Origin of the sequence: Streptomyces sp. NPDC029044, from assembly GCF_040637495.1 — a bacterium.
Classification (GTDB): Bacteria; Actinomycetota; Actinomycetes; order Streptomycetales; family Streptomycetaceae; genus Streptomyces.
Window position 1 is genome coordinate 215,709 of the sequence record NZ_JBEZWN010000002.1, and the last position, 18,379, is coordinate 234,087.

Below are 18,379 nucleotides of genomic sequence, written 5' to 3' on the forward strand. Positions count from 1 at the left end.
CTCCTCCGTCAGCGGGACAGCGGCGGATTGTGTCACTCCGGTTCGTCACAGCCCCTTGCGCTCGCTGCGGTGCAGGCGGTCCCCGCCCGCCAGGATCGCCGCCGTCAGAGCGTCCGCCGCGCCCTGGGCGGAGGGCCGGCGGCGGCCGTGGACGAGCACGAAGTCGACCTGGCCCAGTTCCGGCAGACCCGCCCGGTCCGGGACCCGGACCAGTCCCGGCGGGATGAGGCCGCGGGAGTGCGCCATCACGCCGAGGCCGGCGCGGGCCGCCGCGACGAGGCCGTTGAGGCTGCCGCTGGTGCACACCACCCGCCACTGCCGGCCCTGTCGCTCCAGCGCCTCCAGGGCGAGTGCGCGGGTGATGCCCGGCGGCGGATAGACGATGAGCGGTACCGGGCGGTCCGGGTCGAGCCGGAGGCGTTCCGCGCCGATCCACACCAGCCGGTCGTGCCGGACCAGCTCGCCCCGCGGGTCCTCGGGCCGCCGCTTGGCCAGGACGAGGTCCAGCTTCCCTGCGGCCAGCTGCTCGTGCAGCGTGCCCGACAGCTCGACCGTCAGTTCCAGGTCGACCTCCGGATGCTCGTGCCGGAAGCCCTCCAGGATCTCCGGCAGCCGCGTCAGCACGAAGTCCTCCGAGGCACCGAAGCGCAGCCGGCCGCGCAGCCGGGTGCCCGCGAAGAACGCCGCCGCCTGTTCGTGCACCTCCAGGATCCGGCGCGCGAAGCCGAGCATGGCCTCGCCGTCCTCCGTCAGCTCCACCGAGTGCGTGTCCCGGGTGAACAGCGTGCGCCCGGCGGCGTCCTCCAGCCGCCGCACGTGCTGGCTGACCGTCGACTGCCGCAGCCCGAGGCGCCGCGCGGCCTGCGTGAAGCTCAGCGTCTGCGCCACCGACAGGAACGTGCGCAGCTGGGACGGGTCGTACATGAGGCCAGGTTATCGCGGAACATGATGACAGTGAGAGCCGTATACGGGATTCCCGATCGCCGGGTCGGGGAGCACGATGGAAGGGGGCCGCTCCGGCCCCGGACCGACCGAAGTACCAAGCAAGTGGAGCACCGTGAAACGCCTGCGCTGGCCGAGCCGGCTGCCGATCGACCCCTACATCCTGCTTCTCCTCGGGACGGTGGGCCTCGCCGCACTGTTCCCGGCGCGCGGGTCGGCCGCGGACGTCGCCTCCGGTGCCTCCACGGCCGCGGTGGCCCTCCTCTTCTTCCTGTACGGCGCCCGGCTGTCCACCCGTGAGGCCCTCGACGGGCTGCGCCACTGGCGGCTCCACATCACCGTCCTGGCCTGCACCTTCCTCGTCTTCCCGCTGCTCGGGCTCGCGGCCCGCGGGCTGGTGCCGGTGATCCTGACGCACCCGCTCTACCAGGGCCTGCTCTTTCTGACGCTGGTCCCGTCGACCGTCCAGTCGTCGATCGCCTTCACCTCCATGGCCCGCGGCAACGTGCCCGCCGCCATCTGCGCGGGCTCCTTCTCCTCCCTGGTCGGCATCGTCGCCACCCCGCTGCTGGCCGCATCGCTGCTGGGCGGCAGCGGGGGCGGATTCTCCGCCGACTCGCTGCTGAAGATCGTGCTGCAACTGCTGGTCCCCTTCCTCGCCGGGCAGCTGCTGCGGCGCTGGATCGGCGGCTTCGTCACCCGCCACAAGCAGGTCCTCGCCCTGGTGGACCGCGGTTCGATCCTGCTCGTCGTCTACACCGCGTTCAGCGTGGGCGTCGTCCAGGGCATCTGGCACCAGGTCAGCCCCGCGCGGCTGGGCGGCCTGGTCGTCGTCGAGGCGATCGTCCTCGCCGTGATGCTGCTGCTCACCTGGTACGGCGGCAAGGCGCTGCGCTTCGGCCGGGCGGACCGGATCGCGATCCAGTTCGCCGGCTCGAAGAAGTCCCTGGCCGCCGGACTGCCCATGGCGAGCGTCCTGTTCGGCGCGCAGGCGGCGCTCGCCGTGCTGCCGCTGATGCTCTTCCACCAGATGCAGCTCATCGTGTGCGCGGTGATCGCCAAGCGCCGCGCGCGGGAGGCCGCGGCGGAGGTCAGCGGGCCGCAGCCAGCCGCAGCGACACGAACCGCGGTCGGTACAGGGACACGTTCCGGCTGAGCCGGTCGGCGGCGCCCGTCATCTCCAGCCAGTTGACGTCGTAGCTCAGCACGAGCCGTCCCGCACCGCTCAGCACCGGATGCGCCTGCGGGTTGTAGGCGGCCACCTGCCCCTGCGGCAGCGGCGGGCTGAACTCCTTCCCCGGACCGTGCCACGGCCCGGCGGGGGAGCAGGCCCAGTAGGACGCCACGGTGGTCAGTCCCTTCGGGCCGGCGGCCATCGTGAACAGCACGTACGTGCCGCCGTCCCGGACGACCGAGAAGGCGCTGCCCACGCCCTTGCGCCGCCCGTCCCCGAGCACCGGCCGGGGCCGGGCCCGGGGCACCCACGCCGAGCCGCTCCAGTACTGCCACGCCGCCGGGTCGGCGAGCGCGCCCTCCGGGACCCGGGCCGCGTACGCGTGCGAGACGGGGCGGGCGGCGGGCCGGCCGTCGTCGCCGCCGAACACATAGGTCCAGCCGTCCTCCTCGACCAGCGTGGTGCCGAACAGCACCCGCCGGGACGGGTCGGCGACCGGCCGCTGGTCGAGCACCTCGGTGATCGACTCCAGGCGCAGCCCGGGCAGTGACAGGGTGGCGACCTCGGTCGCGGTGGGCACGCCGTAGATCCAGGGGGACTGTCCCGCCGTGCGCACCCACAGCAGCACCCGGACCACCTGCTCCGAGGAGCCGGGGGAGCGGGGTTCGACCCGGGCGGCGACCGGCCAGCGCCACTGGTTCGGTGCCGGGTCGGCGAACAGCGGGGCGGGCAGGGTGGATTCGAGGCGGCCGTCGCGCATCAGCACGGCGGAGTTGCGCACCAGCGGCGTGCCGGCGTCCCGCCAGGCGTAGGACTCGCCGTGCGGGTTGGGCGGGCCGTACACCCGGCCCAGATAGGTGTCCGAGAACAGCCACAGCACCCGGCCGTCCGGCAGCCGCACCGAGTGGGTGCCGTCGCCGCCGGTCCAGTCGTCCGTGCGGCCCGGGTCGTCGCCGTAGCGGGCGAACTCGGCGGTGCGGCCGTCGTCCGCCTTCCAGGAGCCGACCGTCAGCGCCCGGCAGGCGCCGTCGTCGTCCGGACCGTCGTCGCCGGGCAGGGCGATCAGCAGCGCGGCACCGAGAACCAGCACCAGCAGCAGGCCGATCCCGGTTCCCGTGCGCTGTCGTGCTCGTAATGCTCCTGAGTCGTCGGGCACGCTGTGTGACGTTAGTTGCTGCCGCTCACCTGGTCCATGGGCAGCCACAGCACCGTGCCCCGCGAGGCCGCGCCCGAGGCGCCGGAGGCCAGCTCCCCGTCGCTCAGCGCCCGGTCCCACACCCGGACGTCGTCGATCGCCCCGGTGAGGAACGCCCGGCTGTCCATGCGCTGGCCGATGTGCACGCCGAACGGGGAGTTGCGGCTGACCGAGCCCGGCACGTCGGCGGTGGTGAGCGGCGTGCCGTCGAGGAACAGTGTCAGCCGCCCGCCGCCCCGCCGCAGGGCCAGATGGTGCCAGCGGCCGTCGTTGTGGGCGCCGTCGGCCGACACCGAGGCCGATCTGACGGTCGACGCGCCCGACCGGGTGGTGATCAGCCCCCGGACGCGGTCGCTCGCCGGTTCGCCGCGCAGCCAGATCTGCGGCTGGGTGGTGCCGATGCCGCCCATCCACAGGAAGGGCTGCTCGCCGGTCGTGGCCGTGTAGCGGAAGTGCAGCGAGGCCGTGAAGTCCCCTTCCCCGAGCGGGAGCCGGGAGCGGTAGGGCAGCCGTACGGCGTCGTCGGTGCCGTCGAAGGACAGCGCCCCGCCGCGGACCCCGGAGGTCCGCGCGGCACCGCCGAGCACGGCCGCGGGCCTGGCGCCCGCCGCCGCGTCGCGCGTGGTCGGGTCGGCGCCCCGGCGCGCCTCCAGCCAGTCCTCGGTGAAGCGGGCGAAGCGGATCTCGTCGCGGGCGTCGACCGTGCCGCCCTCGTACAGCAGGCCCACCGCCCCACCGCCCACGGCCGCCATGTCGGAGTAGCCCGACCAGTCCGTCGTGACGACCGTGCCCCGGTCCACGCTCTCCCAGGTCCGTCCGCCGTCGTAGGAGGAGCGGACCATCATCGTCCGGCGGCGGTCGGGGTCGGCCGGAGCGGACAGCAGCATCCGGTCGCCGAGGCGCAGGGTCGCGCCCTGGACCTGCGGGGTGTACAGGTCCGGAAGGTCGCGGAAGGGGGTGGCGAAGCTGTCGCCGCCGTCCCGGCTGAGGGTCTGGGAGCGGTGGCCCAGGTCGGTGCCGTCCTGCTCCCGGCCGCTGACGAGCAGGGCGCCGTCGGAGCGCTCGGTGAGTGTCACCTCGGACGGCTTCTGCCGGAACACGCCGTCCTGCCCTATGGGCCAGGTGTCCGTGGCGCCGACCCGCCAGGAGTCGCCGCCGTCGTCGCTGACGACGAGCGCGGCGTGGTTGGCGGAGACCCGGCTGCCGTTCCACGTCTCGGTGTTGACGCCGAACACGAGCCGCCCGGCGTGCTTGCCGCGGGTCAGCTGGATGCCGTGCACGGGCCCGGTCGCGTACCAGGAGTTCCAGTGCTCGGGCAGGATCTCGCCGCTCAGATCGCGCGGCTGCGACCAGGTCCGGCCGTCGTCGTCGCTGTACTGGAGGTGCGGGGTGCGGTCGCAGGGGACGGAGCAGTTGCCGGCGTCCGTACGGCCGGTGTTGAACGTCTCGGCCAGCAGGATCCGGCCGGTCGTGCGGTCCACGACCGGTGCCGGGTTGCCGTGGGTGTCGCCCGCGCCCTCGGTGACGACCTGGAGCGGGCCCCAGGTGCGGCCGCCGTCGGTGGAGCGCTTGAGGACGATGTCGATGTCGGCGGCGTCACCGCAGTTGAGGACGCGGCCCTCGGCGAAGGCGAGCAGCGTGCCGCTGCTGGTGCGCACGATCGCCGGGATCCGGAAGCAGGCGTAACCCGGGTCCTGGGACGCCTTGAAGAGCACCTGTTGTCCGAACTCCGGGGCGGCCGCCATGGGCCGGCCGTTCGCCGGGGCGGTGGGTGCGAGCAGGGCACCGGCGGCGAGAGCGGTCGTCAGGGTGGATCTCAGACGTGTGCGAAGACTTGACGGCATGGTGCGACCTGCCCTTCATGCGTCTGTCGGCTGGACCATCGAGGCGGGGAACGGACATCCGGTCATTCATCCGGTGATTCGGACATCCCACGTCCAACGGGTAGGCCGGAGACGGTACTTGGGTTCACAGACCCCCCACAAGAAGCGTGCTTCAAGGGATCAGGACGACCTTGCCCAGGTTGGACCGCCCCTCGATCTCCCCGTGCGCCTTCGCCGCGTCCTCAAGGGCGAACTCCCCGTGCACCACCGGCCTGAGCTCTCCCGCCGCGAACAACCGCCACAGTTCCTCGCGCCACTGCTCGTACAACTCCGGCTTCCCGCGGGCGATACGGGCCATCTGGAACCCGATCACCGACTTGGCGTCCACGAGCAGGTCGTACGCCTGGATGGCGCCGCCGCCCGAGCTGTACGCCACCAGCCGCCCCTCGGGGACGAGCGCGTGCAGGGCCGGGGTGAGCAGCTCACCGCCGACCGCGTCCAGGACGTAGTCGACCGGTGTGCCCCAGCCGGTGTCGCCGTACGTGATGACGTGGTCGGCGCCGAGGCCCCGGACGAAGCCGGCTTTGGCCAGGTCGGAGACGGCTCCCACGACCCGTCCGGCGCCGCGCGTCCTGGCCAGCTGTACGGCCAGGTGGCCGACGCCGCTCGCGGCCGCGGTGACGAGGGCCGCTTCGCCCGGCTGGGGGCGGGCCGCCTCCAGGGCGCCGAGGGCGACCAGGCCGCTGCGGACCAGGGCCACCGCGTCGACGGCGCTCGCGTCCGCCGGAACGGGGGAGGCCATGGCCTCGTGCAGCACCGCGAAGTCGGCGTAGCCGTGGCCGAAGCACAGGCCCGTCACCCGGTCGCCGGTGCCGAAGCGGGTGACGCCCTCGCCGACGGCCGTGACCTCCCCGGCGATCTCGCCTCCCAGGGGGCCGGGCTCGTCCGCCTCACTGACCTTGCGGACGACCGGGAGCGTGACGCCGATCGCCTCCGCGCGCACGAGCAGCTCCCCCGGGCCCGGCGCGGGGAGCGGTGCCTCTTCCATGAACAGGGGGCCGCCTCGGGATTCGTAGCGGACGCGGCGCATCGCACCTCCGGGGTCATTGGTGGCCCCAACGGATTCATGGGGAGACCCAACGGTATAGGAGGATCGTAGGAAGAACCAACGATGATGTGGTTAGGCTGCGGCCATGTCGGAAGCCCCCCTCCCCGCGATCCGCTCCCTGCCGAGCTGGCTGCTCGGCCGTGCCGCCGCCCGCGGCCGCGCCCTGGTGGCCGAGGCGCTGGCCGGGGAGGACATGCGGATGTGGCACCACGTGGTGCTGTCCGCCGTCCGCGACCTCGGGCCCGTCGCCCAGGCCGACCTCGGCCGCGGGGTCCGGCTGGACCCGAAAGACTTGGTCGGCGTCCTCAACGACCTCCAGGCGGCGGGCCTGGTGCTACGCGAGCCCGACCCACGGGACCGCCGCAAGAACGCGGTGTCCCTCACCGAGCCGGGAGCCCGGCTGCTGAAGCGCTGCGAGAAGGCGGCCCGCGCGGCCAACGACGAACTGCTCGCACCGCTGTCGGCGGCCGAGCGGGAGCAGTTCACGGCGATGCTGCTCCGGATATCCGGCACGGCCGGCTGACCACCCGGCCGGGGCCGCGCACGGGCAGGCCGAGACGGGGCCCCTGCGGCGCAGGGGGCGCTCCCCGCCGGTCGGGGCCCCGCCGCCGTGTCGCGGGGGAACCTGGTCAGCCCTGGGCGGCCGCGGCCCGCAGAGCGATCCGGTCCTCACCCGCGTACACGTTCATGGAGCTGCCCCGCAGGAAGCCCACCAGCGTCAGACCCGTCTCGGCCGCCAGGTCCACCGCCAGCGAGGACGGCGCCGACACGGCCGCCAGGACCGGCATGCCGGCCATCACGGCCTTCTGCGCCAGCTCGAAGGAGGCCCGGCCCGAGACGAGCAGAATCGCCCGGGACAGCGGCAGCTCCCCGTTCTGAAGGGCCCGGCCGACCAGCTTGTCGACCGCGTTGTGCCGGCCCACGTCCTCCCGGACGTCCAGCAGCTCGCCCTCCTCCGAGAAGAGGGCCGCGGCATGCAGGCCCCCCGTCCGGTCGAAGACCCGCTGGGCCGCGCGCAGCCGGTCGGGCAGGCTCGCGAGCAGCTCGGGGGAGACCCGGACCGGGGGAGTGTCGGCGATGGGGAAGCGGGCCGTGGTGCGCACCGCGTCCAGCGACGCCTTGCCGCACAGCCCGCAGGACGACGTCGTGTAGACGTTGCGCTCCAGGGTGATGTCCGGGACCACCACGTCCGGGGCCGTCTGCACGTCGACCACGTTGTAGGTGTTCGACCCGTCGGCGGTGGCTCCGGCGCAGTAGACGATGTTCCGGAGATCCTGCTGCCCGCCGAGCACCCCCTCGCTCACCAGGAAACCCGCCGCCAGGGCGAAGTCGTCGCCCGGGGTGCGCATGGTGATCGCCAGCGGTTTGCCGTTGAGCCGGATCTCCAGGGGTTCCTCGGCGACGAGCGTGTCCGGGCGGCTGGAGACCGCCCCGTCGCGGATGCGGATCACCTTGCGTCGTTCCGTGACTCGTCCCATGTCCTGATCAGTCCCGGTTCTGTACGTGCTGGTAGCCGAAGCGGCCCTTGATGCAGAGGTTGCCGTGGGTCACCGGGTTGTCGTGCGGCGAGGTGACCTTCACGATCTCATTGTCCTGCACGTGCAGCGTCAGGTTGCAGCCCACTCCGCAGTACGCGCACACCGTGGTCGTCTCCGTCTGGGCGGACTCGTCCCACGTACCCGCCGCCCGCATGTCGAACTCGGACTTGAACGACAGCGCGCCCGTCGGGCACACCTCGATGCAGTTGCCGCAGTACACGCACGCCGAGTCGGTGAGCGGCGCGTCGTGCTCCACGGCGATCCGGGCGTCGAAGCCGCGCCCCGCGACCGAGATCGCGAAGGAGTTCTGCCACTGGTCGCCGCAGGCGTCGACGCACTTGTAGCAGAGAATGCACTTGTCGTAGTCGCGCACGTACAGGTCGTTGTCGACCTTCGGCTCCTCGTTCAGCCGGGCCGCGTCCGGGCCGAAGCGGTCCGGTTTCGCCTCGTAATCCTTGAGCCACCCGGCGACCTTCGGGGTCGTGGACAGGTCGACCGAGGACGCGAGCAGTTCCAGGACGACCTTGCGGCTGTGCCGGGCGCGCTCGGTGTCCGTGCGCACCTGCATGCCCGGCTCCGCCTTGCGTGAGCAGGCCGGCACGAGCGTCCTGGCCCCCTCGACCTCGACGACGCAGACCCGGCAGGCGTTCTTCGGGCGCAGGGTGTCGCCCTCGCACAGGGTCGGGACGTCCTTCCCGGCCGCCCGGCAGGCGTCCAGGATGGTCGAGCCCTCGGGGACCCGGGCCTCCTCGCCGTCGAGGGTGAACTCCAGCATGCGACGCGGGATCCCCAGCGGTGTGACGGTCATTCGTACGCCCCCAGACGGTCGATGGCGGATTCCACGGCGTTCCACGCGGTCTGCCCGAGACCACAGATCGAGGCGTCCCGCATCGCACGGCCGACCTCCCGCAGCAGTGCGATGTCCCCGGCGGCGTCGGCGCCCGTGCGCTCCACGATCCGGTGCAGCGCCTCCTCCTGCCGTACCGTCCCGACCCGGCACGGCACGCACTGCCCGCACGACTCGTCCCGGAAGAACTCCGCGATGCGCAGCAGCAGCCGGGGCAGGGGCACACTGTCGTCGAAGGCCATGACGACGCCGGAGCCCAGGGTCGTGCCGGCTTCGCGCGTGCCCTCGAAGGTGAGCGGGACGTCCAGCTCGTCGGCGCGTACGAAACCGCCGGCCGCCCCGCCGAGCAGCACCGCCCGCAGCCCCTCGCGCACCCCGGCCAGGGTGAGCACGTCCCCGAGCGTCGCGCCGAACGGCACCTCGTAGACACCGGGCCGCTCCACGCTCCCGGACACGCAGAACAGCTTCGGCCCGGTGGAGCGGCCGGTGCCGATCGCCGCGTACGCCGGGGCGCCCATGGTCAGCACCGGCAGGACGTTGACCAGCGTCTCCACGTTGTTCTCGACCGTCGGCTTGCCGAACAGGCCCTTCTCCACCGGGAACGGCGGCTTGGAGCGGGGCTCGCCCCGGTAGCCCTCGATGGAGTTGAACAGGGCCGTCTCCTCACCGCAGATGTAGGCGCCCGCGCCGCGCCGGATCTCGATGTCGAAGGCGTAGCCCTGCCCGAGCACGTCGTCGCCGAGCAGTCCGCGCGCACGGGCCTGCGTGATCGCGTGCTCCAGCAGGCGCAGGGCGCGCGGGTACTCGCCGCGCAGATACAGATAGCCCCGGTGCGCGCCGGTCGCGTACCCCGCGATCGTCATCGCCTCGACGAGCGCGTACGGGTCGCCCTCCATGAGCACCCGGTCCTTGAAGGTGCCCGGCTCCGATTCGTCGGCGTTGCAGACGAGGTAGTGCGGACGGTCCGGCTGGGACGCCGTGGCCTGCCACTTGCGGCCGGTGGGGAAGGCGGCGCCGCCGCGCCCGACCAGGCCCGAGTCGGTGACCTCGCGGATCACCCCGGCGGGACCCAGCTCGAAGGCCCGGCGCAGGGCGGTGTAGCCGCCGTGGGCGCGGTAGTCGTCCAGGGACGACGGGTCGGCCACGCCGACGCGGTGCAGCAGCATCAGCCCGTCCTGCCCCGCCTGGGGCACCGCCAGTGCGGCCGGCGGCTCCTCGGGCGCGGAACCGGGCGAGGACGCGACGAGCACGGCCTCCTCGACGGTCGCCGGCGCCGAGACCGCCGTACGGACGGGATCCCCGGCCCTGATCGCGAGCGCGGCCGGGGCCCGTTCGCACAGACCCAGGCACGGGCTGCGCTCGACACCGACCCCGCTGCCGGGGCCCAGCCGCGCCTCGATCCCGGCACACAGCTCCGGTGCCCCGGCTGCCGCGCACGCCAGGTCCGTGCACACGTGCAGCACGGTCGCCGGACGAGGCTTGACCGAGAACATGGCGTAGAAGGTGGCGACCCCGTAGGCCTCCGCCGGCGGCACGGTCAGCCGCCGGCACAGGTAGTCGAGGGCGCCCTCGCTGATCCAGCCGATCCGGTCGTTGACGGCGTGCAGCCCCGGCAACAGCAGGTCGCGCCGGTCCCGGGCCTCACGTCCGCCACGGGCCCACCGCAGGTCGGCATCCGAGCGGTCGGCGCCCTCCCAGGAGGACTCGGGAGGCCCGAGCAGGGCGTCGACCGTCGCCCGTTCCTCGTCCGTCGGTTTGCTGTCGCCGAAGTGCAGGTCCACAGTGCGTCACCCCACGATGGTCGCGATGGGCAGCTTCTCGATCCGGATCGCCGACGCCTTGAACTCCGCCGTCCCGGCGATCGGGCAGTTCGCCTCGATCGTCAGGGCATTGGTGTCCACCTCGTCGGGGAAGTGCATGGTCATGAAGGCGAGCCCGGGCCGCAGCGCGGTGTCCACCCACACGGGGGCGGTCACCGACCCGCGCCGCGAGGTCACCTGGACGTGCTCGCCGACCACGACCCCGTAGCGCTCGGCGTCCTCCGGGCTCAGCTCGATGAACTCGCCGCGCCTGAGCGGCGAGGCGTAACCGCCGCTCTGCACGCCGGTGTTGTACGAGTCGAGCCGTCGCCCGGTGGTGAGCCGGATCGGGTACCGGTCGTCGGTGAGGTCCACGGGCGGGTCGTGCTGCACGAGGCCGAAGGGCGCGAGCGGGCCGCGCCGGGCGGGGTCGGTCTCCCACAACCGGCCGTGCAGGTAGGTCGGTTCGATCGCTTCCGTGCTCGGGCAGGGCCACTGGATGCCCTGGTGCTCCTCCAGGCGTTCGTACGTCATACCGTAGTGGTCGGGCGAGACGGCCCTCAGCTCGTTCCACACGGTCTCCGCGTCGGCGTACTTCCAGTCGTGGCCGAGGCGGGCGGCGAGGTCGCAGATGATGTCGATGTCCTCGCGGGCCTCGCCGGGCGGGGTGACGGCCTTGCGGACGCGCTGGACCCGCCGTTCGCTGTTGGTGGTCGTTCCGTCGGTCTCCGCCCAGCCGGCGGTGGCCGGCAGGACGACGTCCGCGAGTTCGGCGGTCTTCGTCAGGAAGATGTCCTGCACGACCAGGAAGTCCAGGGCCTTCAACCGCCGCACGGCCTGCTCGCTGTCGGCCTCGGACTGGGCCGGGTTCTCGCCGATGCAGTAGACGGCCTTGAGGCTGCCGTGCTCCATGGCCTCGAACATTTCGGTGAGGTTCAGGCCGTAGTGCGGCTGGATCACCGTGTCCCAGGCCGACTCGAACTTGAGCCGCACGTCCGGGTCGAGGATGTCCTGGAAGCCGGGCAGCCGGTTGGGGATCGCGCCCATGTCGCCGCCGCCCTGCACGTTGTTCTGTCCGCGCAGGGGCTGAAGGCCCGAGCCGTAGCGGCCGACGTGCCCGGTGAGCAGCGACAGGTTGATCAGGGCGCGGACGTTGTCGGTGCCGTTGTGGTGCTCGGTGATGCCGAGGGTCCAGCACAACTGGGCCCGCTCCGCACGGGCGTAGGCGTGCGCCAGTTCGCGGATCGCCGCCGCCGGCACGCCCGTCACCTTCTCGGCGAGCGACGGCGTCCACGGCTCGACCAGGGCCTCGTACTCCCCGAAGCCGGTGGTGGCCCGCTGGATGAACGCCTCGTTGGCGAGCCCCGCGTGGATGATCTCGCGGCCGATCGCGTGCGCCATCGGGATGTCCGTGCCGACGTTGAGCCCCATCCAGCTCTCCGCCCACTCGGCGGTCGAGGTGCGGCGCGGGTCGACCGCGTACATCCGGGCGCCGTTCCTGATCCCCTTCAGTACGTGCTGGAAGAAGATCGGGTGCGCGAACCGGGCGTTGGAGCCCCACATCACGATGACGTCGGTGTGCTCGATCTCCTCGTACGACGACGTACCCCCGCCCGAGCCGAACGCCGCCGACAGGCCCGCCACGCTCGGGGCGTGACAGGTGCGGTTGCAGGAGTCGACGTTGTTGGTGCCCATGACGACCCGGGCGAACTTCTGCGCCACGTAGTTCATCTCGTTGGTGGCACGGGCGCAGCTGAACATGCCGAAGGCGTCACGATTGCGTCCGAGGCCCGCGGCGGCCCGGTCCAGGGCCTCCTCCCAGGTGGCCTGCCGGAACGGCTCGTCGCGGGAGTCCCGGACGAGCGGGTGCGTCAGACGGGTGTAGGTCTTCGGTTGCCGTTTCCTCATGCGGCGCTCCTCAGCGCGAGCAGGTCCGAGATGGCGTGCACGGTGCGCAGGGTGGGCACCTCCACGCCGGTGATCTCCGCCAGCTCGACGACCGCCGCGAGCAGCACGTCGAGTTCGAGCGGCTTGCCGCGCTCCAGGTCCTGGAGCGTGGAGGTGCGGTGGTCGCCGACCCGCTCGGCACCGGCGAGCCGGCGCTCGATGGAGACACCCACCTCGCAGCCGAGGGCCTCGGCGACCGCCAGCGTCTCGGTCATCATGATCTCGATGACCTTGCGGGTGCCGCCGTGCAGGCACATCTGCCGCATCGTCGCGCGGGCCAGCGCGCTGATCGGGTTGAACGAGATGTTGCCGAGCAGCTTGACCCAGATGTCGCTGCGCAGGTCCGTTTCGACCGGGCACTTCAGGCCGCCCGCCTGCATGGCCTCGCTGAAGGCGAGACAGCGGGCGGAGCGGCTGCGGTCGGGCTCGCCGATGGAGAACCGCGTGCCCTCCAAGTGCCGTACGACGCCCGGCCCTTCGAGCTCTGTCGCCGCGTAGACGACACAGCCGACGGCCCGTTCGGGCGCGAGCACCGCACTGACCGCACCGTCCGGGTCGACACTCTCGACACGGTGGCCGTCGTACGGGCCGCCGTGCCGGTGGAAGTACCACCAGGGGATGCCGTTCTGGGCCGCGACGACCGACGTCGCCTCGTGCAGAAGCGGCGCGATCAGCGGCCCGCACGCCGCGTACGCGTTGGCTTTCAGCCCGAGGAAGACGTGGTCGACCGGGCCGACCTCGGCCGGGTCGTCGGTGGCGTGGGGGCGCGCGGTGAAGTCGCCGCGTGGGCTGCGCACCCGGACTCCGTGCTGCCTCATGGCCGCCAGATGCGGTCCACGGGCGATGAGATGCACCTCGGCGCCCGCGCGGTGGAGCGCGGCGCCGACGTAGGCGCCGATGGCACCGGCGCCGAGAACTGCGACTTTCACGGGAACACTCCGTTCGGTTTGAGGGATACCGCGGAGGTGGCTGCCGTCCGGCCGCCCGACGGGTCGCGTATGGCTCGCGGACGGCTTGTGTCGACGAAATATTGTCTACAGTATGGAGGTTGGGGCGGCAAGGGTCCGTGCGCCGACCGTTCGGCGCATGCTGGATACCGTTCACCGCATACGGTCGACGCGCCGACTTCTCAACTCCCTCGCGGATCCCTACCGTCCGGGGTTCATGAGTCCCCCAGTCGCGCCCCCGGGCTGGAGCCGCTGGCTCGTTCCGCCCGCCGCTCTCTCCGTTCACCTCTCCATCGGCCAGGCCTACGCCTGGAGCGTGTTCAAACCGCCCCTGGAGTCCGCGCTCGGCCTCAGCGGCACCCAGAGCGCGCTGCCCTTCCAGCTGGGCATCGTCATGCTGGGCCTGTCCGCCGCGTTCGGCGGCACGCTCGTGGAGCGCAAGGGCCCGCGCTGGGCGATGACCGTCGCCCTGGTCTGCTTCTCCTCCGGCTTCCTGCTCTCCGCACTGGGCGCGTCCCTGGAGCAGTACTGGCTGATCGTGTTCGGCTACGGCTTCGTGGGCGGCATCGGTCTGGGGATCGGCTACATCTCGCCCGTCTCCACCCTGATCAAGTGGTTCCCGGACCGGCCCGGCATGGCCACCGGCATCGCCATCATGGGCTTCGGCGGCGGCGCGCTCATCGCCTCGCCCTGGTCGGCCCGGATGCTGGAGTCGTTCGGCGGCGACAGCTCCGGCATCGCACTGGCCTTCCTGGTGCACGGGCTGTCATACGCGGTGTTCATGCTGCTGGGTGTACTGCTGGTCCGGGTGCCTCGTACCGAGAAGCCTGTGGGGAGCGGGCCGAGTGTTCTCACCGGCCCGCAGGTCTCCGCGAAACAAGCCCTCCGCACCCCGCAGTTCTGGCTGCTGTGGATCGTGCTCTGCATGAACGTCACCGCCGGCATCGGCATCCTGGAGAAGGCCGCGCCGATGATCACGGACTTCTTCGCGGACACCTCCACCCCGGTGTCCGTGACGGCCGCCGCCGGCTTCGTCGCGCTGCTGTCCGCGGCGAACATGGCGGGCCGCATCGGCTGGTCGTCGACGTCCGACCTCATCGGCCGCAAGAACATCTACCGCGTCTACCTGGGCGTCGGCGCGCTCATGTACGCGCTCATCGCCCTCTTCGGCGACACCTCCAAGCCCCTGTTCGTCCTGTGCGCGCTGGTCATCCTCTCCTTCTACGGTGGTGGTTTCGCCACGGTTCCGGCGTATTTGAAGGATTTGTTCGGTACGTACCAGGTCGGCGCCATCCACGGCCGGCTGCTCACCGCCTGGTCCACGGCCGGGGTGCTGGGCCCGCTGATCGTGAACTGGATCGCCGACCGGCAGGAGGAGGCGGGCCGGCACGGTGCCGCCCTGTACGGGCTGTCCTTCGTCATCATGATCGGGCTGCTCGTCGTCGGCTTCGTCGCCAACGAACTGGTCCGGCCCGTCGACCCCCGCCACCACGTCCCCGCCCCGAAGGAGGCCGCCCATGCCGAGCGACAGCAGTCAGAGTCCGCCTAGCCCGGACCGGAGGTGGCTGATCACCCTCGCCTGGGTGTGGGTGGGCATGCCGCTCGCCTACGGGCTGTACGAACTCGTCCGGAAGGCGACGCAGCTGTTCACCGGGTAGGAGTCGACAGGGGCGACAGGTGCCAGGGCGTCCGAGGTGCTGACGGAAGCTGACAACCCCGGCGCCCGAATCCTGTCGCCTTGGCTGCCGCCGTACCCGTGAGTCACTGATCAGACTGGTGGATCCGCTACCCAAGGCAACGAGGGGGATCCACCCAATGAACGGCTCGCGCATCGCCGCCGTCGGCCACTACCAGCCCGCCAAGGTGCTCACCAACGAGGACCTGGCGGGCCTGGTGGACACCAGTGACGAGTGGATCAGGAGCCGGGTGGGCATCCGCACGCGCCACATCGCGGGCCCCGACGAGCCGGTCGACGAACTGGCCGCCCACGCCGCCGCCAAGGCCCTGGCCGCCGCCGGTCTGAGCCCGGCCGACATCGACCTCGTGCTGGTCGCCACCTCCACGGCCATCGACCGCTCGCCCAACATGGCCGCCCGGGTCGCGGCCCGTCTCGGCATCCCGCAGGCCGCCACCATGGACCTCAACGTCGTGTGCGCCGGCTTCACCCACGCCCTCGCCACGGCCGACCACGCCGTCCGCGCGGGGGGCGCGAGCCGGGCGCTGGTCGTCGGGGCGGACAAGATGTCCGAGGTGGCCGACTGGAGCGACCGCACCACGTGCGTGCTCGTCGGCGACGGAGCAGGCGCCGCGGTGGTGGAGGCCGCCGACGAGCCGGGCATCGGGCCGGTGCTGTGGGGCTCGGTGCCCGAGATGGGCAACGCGGTGCGCATCGAGGGCACCCCGCCGCGCTTCGCCCAGGAGGGGCAGAGCGTCTACCGCTGGGCCACCACGCAGCTGCCGCCCATCGCGCGCCGGGCCTGCGAACGGGCCGGTCTGGAGCCGGCCGACCTCGCCGGAGTCGTGCTGCACCAAGCGAACCTGCGCATCATCGAACCCCTCGCGGAGAAGATCGGCGCCGTCAACGCCGTCGTCGCGCGCGATGTCACCGAGTCCGGGAACACCTCGGCCGCGAGCATCCCGCTGGCCTTCTCGAAGCTCATCGAGCAGTGGGCGGTCGCCACGGGCGACCCGGTGCTGCTGTTCGGCTTCGGCGGGAACCTGTCGTACGCGGGGCAGGTCGTGCGCTGCCCCTGAGCCTCGGGGTGGTGTGACGCGGTCAACTCCCCGAAACGCTGGCTCTTGTGCGCCGTAGACTGTAGACGAAAGACAATCGATACTGACTCTGCGGCGATACCGGCTCGCGCCGCGCTGTGCACGGCCGTGACCGAGGAGGGGGACCGCGATGCTGTCGACAGGCCTGCCCCAGGGGGCGGTACCCAAGCTCGAACGCCCGGGTCCGCTGCGCGACCGCGTCTACGAGGCACTGCTCGAACTCATCACCACCCGTGCGCTTCAGCCCGGCCAGCATCTCGTCGAAAGCGAACTGGCCGGGCATCTCGGGGTCTCCCGGCAGCCGGTGCGCGAGGCGCTCCAGCGGCTCAACACGGAGGGGTGGGTCGATCTGCGGCCCGCCCAGGGCGCGTTCGTGCACGAGCCGACGGAGGAGGAGGCCGACCAGCTCCTCACGGTCCGTACGCTCCTGGAGGCCGAGGCGGCCCGGCTCGCGGCGGCGGGCGCGAACAGCGCGGGCATCGCCGCCCTGGAAGCGCTGTGCGCGGAGGGCGAGAAGGCCGTCGAGGCCGACGACGTGGACGGGGCCGTCGCCATGAACGCCCGCTTCCACGCCAAAATCATGGAACTCGCCGGCAACGCGGTCCTCGCCGAGCTGGCCGCCCAGGTCGACCGGCGGGTGCGCTGGTACTACACGCCGGTGGCCCGGCAGCGCGGCCACCAGTCCTGGATCGAGCACCGCGAACTGATCGCCGCGGTCGCCGACCGGGACGAACAGCGCGCCACCCGGCTGATGCGCGACCACACGGAGCACACGCGCCGGTCGTACCACGCGCGTTCGCGCTCGTAGCGCCCCACAGCCGCCCCGTGGCGCGAGCACCCGTCACCGCAGCTTTGTCCTGTGAGTGGAAAAAGTAGAGGGCAATTCCTGCGCGACTTCTTCCCACCTCCGGCAGCCGCTGCTACGTTCCCTCCGAAAGCACGCCACCGAGGTGGCGGAAAACCGGCGCGCACAGGCCGACCGAGGCGGGGAGGGGCTCGTGAGACGCATGACGGCACGGCCCGCGAACGCCCACCAGGCCCGCCTGCTCACGCTGTTGCGCGACGGCGGCCCCAACTCCCGTGCCCAGCTGGGCGACCAGGTCGACCTCTCGCGGTCCAAGCTGGCCGTCGAGGTGGACCGGTTGCTGGAGACGGGGCTGGTCGTGGCCGACGGACTCGCCGCCTCGCGCGGTGGCCGCCGCTCCCACAACATCCGGCTCAACCCCGAGCTGCGCTTCCTCGGCGTCGACATCGGCGCGACCTCGGTCGACGTCGCCGTCACCAATGCCGAACTGGAGACCCTCGGGCACCTCAACCAGCCCATGGACGTGCGCGAAGGCCCCGTCGCGGTCTTCGAGCAGGTCCTCGCCATGGCCGCGAAACTGCGGGCCTCCGGGCTCGCGGAAGGGTTCGACGGCGCCGGTATCGGCGTCCCGGGCCCGGTCCGCTTCCCCGAGGGCATCCCGGTGGCACCGCCGATCATGCCCGGCTGGGACGGCTTCCCCGTGCGGGAGGCGCTCAGCCAGGAACTCGGCTGCCCGGTCATGGTCGACAACGACGTGAACCTCATGGCGATGGGGGAGCAGCATGCGGGCGTCGCCCGCACCGTCGCCGACTTCCTCTGCGTCAAGATCGGCACCGGCATCGGCTGCGGCATTGTCGTCGGCGGTGAGGTCTACCGCGGTACGACGGGCAGCGCCGGCGACATCGGGCACATCCAGGCCGTCCCCGACGGGCGCCCCTGCGCCTGCGGCAACCGGGGCTGCCTGGAAGCCCACTTCAGCGGGGCGGCCCTGGCCCGCGACGCCGTGGAAGCGGCCCAGCAGGGGCTTTCGGCCGAACTGGCCTCGCGGCTGGAGACGAACGGCGGCCTCACCGCCGTCGACGTCGCCGCCGCGGCCTCCGCCGGTGACGCAACGGCCCTCGACCTGATCCGTGAGGGCGGCAACCGAACCGGCCAGGTCATCGCCGGCCTGGTCAGCTTCTTCAACCCGGGCCTCGTGGTGATCGGCGGCGGGGTGACCGGCCTCGGCCACACCCTGCTCGCCGCGATCCGCACCCAGGTCTACCGCCAGTCGCTCCCGCTCGCGACCGGCAACCTGCCCATCGTCCTGGGCGAGCTGGGCCCCACCGCCGGAGTCATCGGCGGCGCCCGGCTCATCAGCGACCACCTCTTCTCACCCGCGTAAGCACCGAGTTCAGTACGGCGTACCAGCACCGCGCCCCGCGCAGTGTCCTGCTCCGCTTCGCTCCGCCCTGCCCTGAAACCGGCCCGCACGCCCGCCAA

16 protein-coding genes are annotated in these 18,379 nt (G+C 72.2%); 7 read left to right on the top strand and 9 right to left on the bottom strand.

The features are described from left to right. Nucleotides 1-45 precede the first annotated feature (45 nt). The gene (locus AB0E85_RS02960) at nt 46-924 is read right to left on the bottom strand and encodes a LysR substrate-binding domain-containing protein (protein WP_361921783.1); all 879 of its coding nucleotides are present in this window, start codon (nt 922-924) and stop codon (nt 46-48) included. A gap of 160 nt (nt 925-1,084) precedes the next feature. Here AB0E85_RS02960 and AB0E85_RS02965 point away from each other — a divergent pair, with 160 nt between their 5' ends. Beyond that, nucleotides 1,085-2,098, top strand: coding sequence for a bile acid:sodium symporter family protein (locus AB0E85_RS02965; protein ID WP_361921945.1), 1,014 nt, complete (start codon nt 1,085-1,087; stop codon nt 2,096-2,098). Here AB0E85_RS02965 and AB0E85_RS02970 read toward each other — a convergent pair. The 3 genes from AB0E85_RS02970 to AB0E85_RS02980 all read right to left on the bottom strand — a co-directional run bounded on the left by AB0E85_RS02970 (nt 2,034) and on the right by AB0E85_RS02980 (nt 6,224). After that, nucleotides 2,034-3,272: a DUF4185 domain-containing protein gene (locus tag AB0E85_RS02970; protein ID WP_361921785.1), complete on the bottom strand. Its 1,239-nt coding sequence runs from the start codon at nt 3,270-3,272 to the stop codon at nt 2,034-2,036. The two genes, AB0E85_RS02965 and AB0E85_RS02970, sit on opposite strands and share 65 nt — an antisense overlap. Nucleotides 3,273-3,283: 11 nt before the next feature. After that, nucleotides 3,284-5,155, bottom strand: coding sequence for a sialidase family protein (locus AB0E85_RS02975; RefSeq protein ID WP_361921787.1), 1,872 nt, complete (start codon nt 5,153-5,155; stop codon nt 3,284-3,286). A gap of 151 nt (nt 5,156-5,306) precedes the next feature. Beyond that, nucleotides 5,307-6,224, bottom strand: coding sequence for a zinc-binding dehydrogenase (locus AB0E85_RS02980; RefSeq protein WP_361921789.1), 918 nt, complete (start codon nt 6,222-6,224; stop codon nt 5,307-5,309). A gap of 103 nt (nt 6,225-6,327) precedes the next feature. Between AB0E85_RS02980 and AB0E85_RS02985 the strand changes: the two genes are divergently transcribed. Then, nucleotides 6,328-6,765, top strand: coding sequence for a MarR family transcriptional regulator (locus AB0E85_RS02985; RefSeq protein WP_361921791.1), 438 nt, complete (start codon nt 6,328-6,330; stop codon nt 6,763-6,765). A 106-nt stretch (nt 6,766-6,871) separates the two neighbouring features. Here the strand turns inward: AB0E85_RS02985 and fdhD are convergent, their stop codons facing one another. The 5 genes from fdhD to AB0E85_RS03010 are packed head-to-tail and all read right to left on the bottom strand — an operon-like array spanning nt 6,872 to nt 13,302. After that, the gene (fdhD, locus tag AB0E85_RS02990; protein WP_361921793.1) at nt 6,872-7,720 is read right to left on the bottom strand and encodes a formate dehydrogenase accessory sulfurtransferase FdhD; all 849 of its coding nucleotides are present in this window, start codon (nt 7,718-7,720) and stop codon (nt 6,872-6,874) included. 7 nt (nt 7,721-7,727) lie between these two features. Beyond that, nucleotides 7,728-8,588 carry a 2Fe-2S iron-sulfur cluster-binding protein gene (locus AB0E85_RS02995; RefSeq protein WP_361921795.1) on the bottom strand — a complete coding sequence of 287 codons (861 nt, stop codon included), beginning with the start codon at nt 8,586-8,588 and terminating at the stop codon, nt 7,728-7,730. Then, nucleotides 8,585-10,408: an NADH-ubiquinone oxidoreductase-F iron-sulfur binding region domain-containing protein gene (locus AB0E85_RS03000; RefSeq protein ID WP_361921797.1), complete on the bottom strand. Its 1,824-nt coding sequence runs from the start codon at nt 10,406-10,408 to the stop codon at nt 8,585-8,587. Before AB0E85_RS03000 ends, AB0E85_RS02995 begins: the two co-directional genes overlap by 4 nt. A 6-nt stretch (nt 10,409-10,414) precedes the next feature. Further along, nucleotides 10,415-12,334, bottom strand: coding sequence for a molybdopterin-dependent oxidoreductase (locus tag AB0E85_RS03005; protein WP_361921799.1), 1,920 nt, complete (start codon nt 12,332-12,334; stop codon nt 10,415-10,417). Further along, nucleotides 12,331-13,302, bottom strand: coding sequence for a 2-dehydropantoate 2-reductase (locus tag AB0E85_RS03010; protein WP_361921801.1), 972 nt, complete (start codon nt 13,300-13,302; stop codon nt 12,331-12,333). The genes AB0E85_RS03005 and AB0E85_RS03010 overlap by 4 nt, the downstream gene beginning before the upstream one ends. A 235-nt stretch (nt 13,303-13,537) precedes the next feature. Between AB0E85_RS03010 and AB0E85_RS03015 the strand changes: the two genes are divergently transcribed. From AB0E85_RS03015 to AB0E85_RS03035, 5 genes are all read left to right on the top strand, one after another. Next, a complete protein-coding gene (locus AB0E85_RS03015; protein ID WP_361921803.1) occupies nt 13,538-14,869 on the top strand; it encodes an OFA family MFS transporter in 1,332 nt (443 codons plus the stop codon). Then, nucleotides 14,838-14,978, top strand: a complete 141-nt coding sequence (locus AB0E85_RS03020; RefSeq protein ID WP_361921805.1) for a hypothetical protein — start codon at nt 14,838-14,840, stop codon at nt 14,976-14,978. Before AB0E85_RS03015 ends, AB0E85_RS03020 begins: the two co-directional genes overlap by 32 nt. A 157-nt stretch (nt 14,979-15,135) precedes the next feature. Beyond that, nucleotides 15,136-16,074 carry a beta-ketoacyl-ACP synthase III gene (locus AB0E85_RS03025; protein WP_361921807.1) on the top strand — a complete coding sequence of 313 codons (939 nt, stop codon included), beginning with the start codon at nt 15,136-15,138 and terminating at the stop codon, nt 16,072-16,074. Between the two features lie 148 nt (nt 16,075-16,222). Beyond that, nucleotides 16,223-16,900, top strand: coding sequence for a GntR family transcriptional regulator (locus tag AB0E85_RS03030; RefSeq protein ID WP_184555273.1), 678 nt, complete (start codon nt 16,223-16,225; stop codon nt 16,898-16,900). 199 nt (nt 16,901-17,099) lie between these two features. Continuing rightward, nucleotides 17,100-18,281: an ROK family transcriptional regulator gene (locus tag AB0E85_RS03035; RefSeq protein ID WP_107453847.1), complete on the top strand. Its 1,182-nt coding sequence runs from the start codon at nt 17,100-17,102 to the stop codon at nt 18,279-18,281. Nucleotides 18,282-18,379 lie beyond the last annotated feature (98 nt).

Excerpts from the sequence above, each read along its gene's own strand:
- AB0E85_RS02960 (WP_361921783.1), bottom strand. The coding sequence starts at position 924 with ATGTACGACCCGTCCCAGCTGCGCACGTTCCTGTCGGTGGCGCAGACG.
- AB0E85_RS02975 (WP_361921787.1), bottom strand. The coding sequence starts at position 5,155 with ATGCCGTCAAGTCTTCGCACACGTCTGAGATCCACCCTGACGACCGCT.
- AB0E85_RS02980 (WP_361921789.1), bottom strand. The coding sequence starts at position 6,224 with ATGCGCCGCGTCCGCTACGAATCCCGAGGCGGCCCCCTGTTCATGGAA.
- AB0E85_RS02985 (WP_361921791.1), top strand. The coding sequence starts at position 6,328 with ATGTCGGAAGCCCCCCTCCCCGCGATCCGCTCCCTGCCGAGCTGGCTG.
- fdhD (WP_361921793.1), bottom strand. The coding sequence starts at position 7,720 with ATGGGACGAGTCACGGAACGACGCAAGGTGATCCGCATCCGCGACGGG.
- AB0E85_RS02995 (WP_361921795.1), bottom strand. The coding sequence starts at position 8,588 with ATGACCGTCACACCGCTGGGGATCCCGCGTCGCATGCTGGAGTTCACC.
- AB0E85_RS03005 (WP_361921799.1), bottom strand. The coding sequence starts at position 12,334 with ATGAGGAAACGGCAACCGAAGACCTACACCCGTCTGACGCACCCGCTC.
- AB0E85_RS03015 (WP_361921803.1), top strand. The coding sequence starts at position 13,538 with ATGAGTCCCCCAGTCGCGCCCCCGGGCTGGAGCCGCTGGCTCGTTCCG.
- AB0E85_RS03020 (WP_361921805.1), top strand. The coding sequence starts at position 14,838 with ATGCCGAGCGACAGCAGTCAGAGTCCGCCTAGCCCGGACCGGAGGTGG.
- AB0E85_RS03025 (WP_361921807.1), top strand. The coding sequence starts at position 15,136 with ATGAACGGCTCGCGCATCGCCGCCGTCGGCCACTACCAGCCCGCCAAG.
- AB0E85_RS03030 (WP_184555273.1), top strand. The coding sequence starts at position 16,223 with ATGCTGTCGACAGGCCTGCCCCAGGGGGCGGTACCCAAGCTCGAACGC.
- AB0E85_RS03035 (WP_107453847.1), top strand. The coding sequence starts at position 17,100 with ATGACGGCACGGCCCGCGAACGCCCACCAGGCCCGCCTGCTCACGCTG.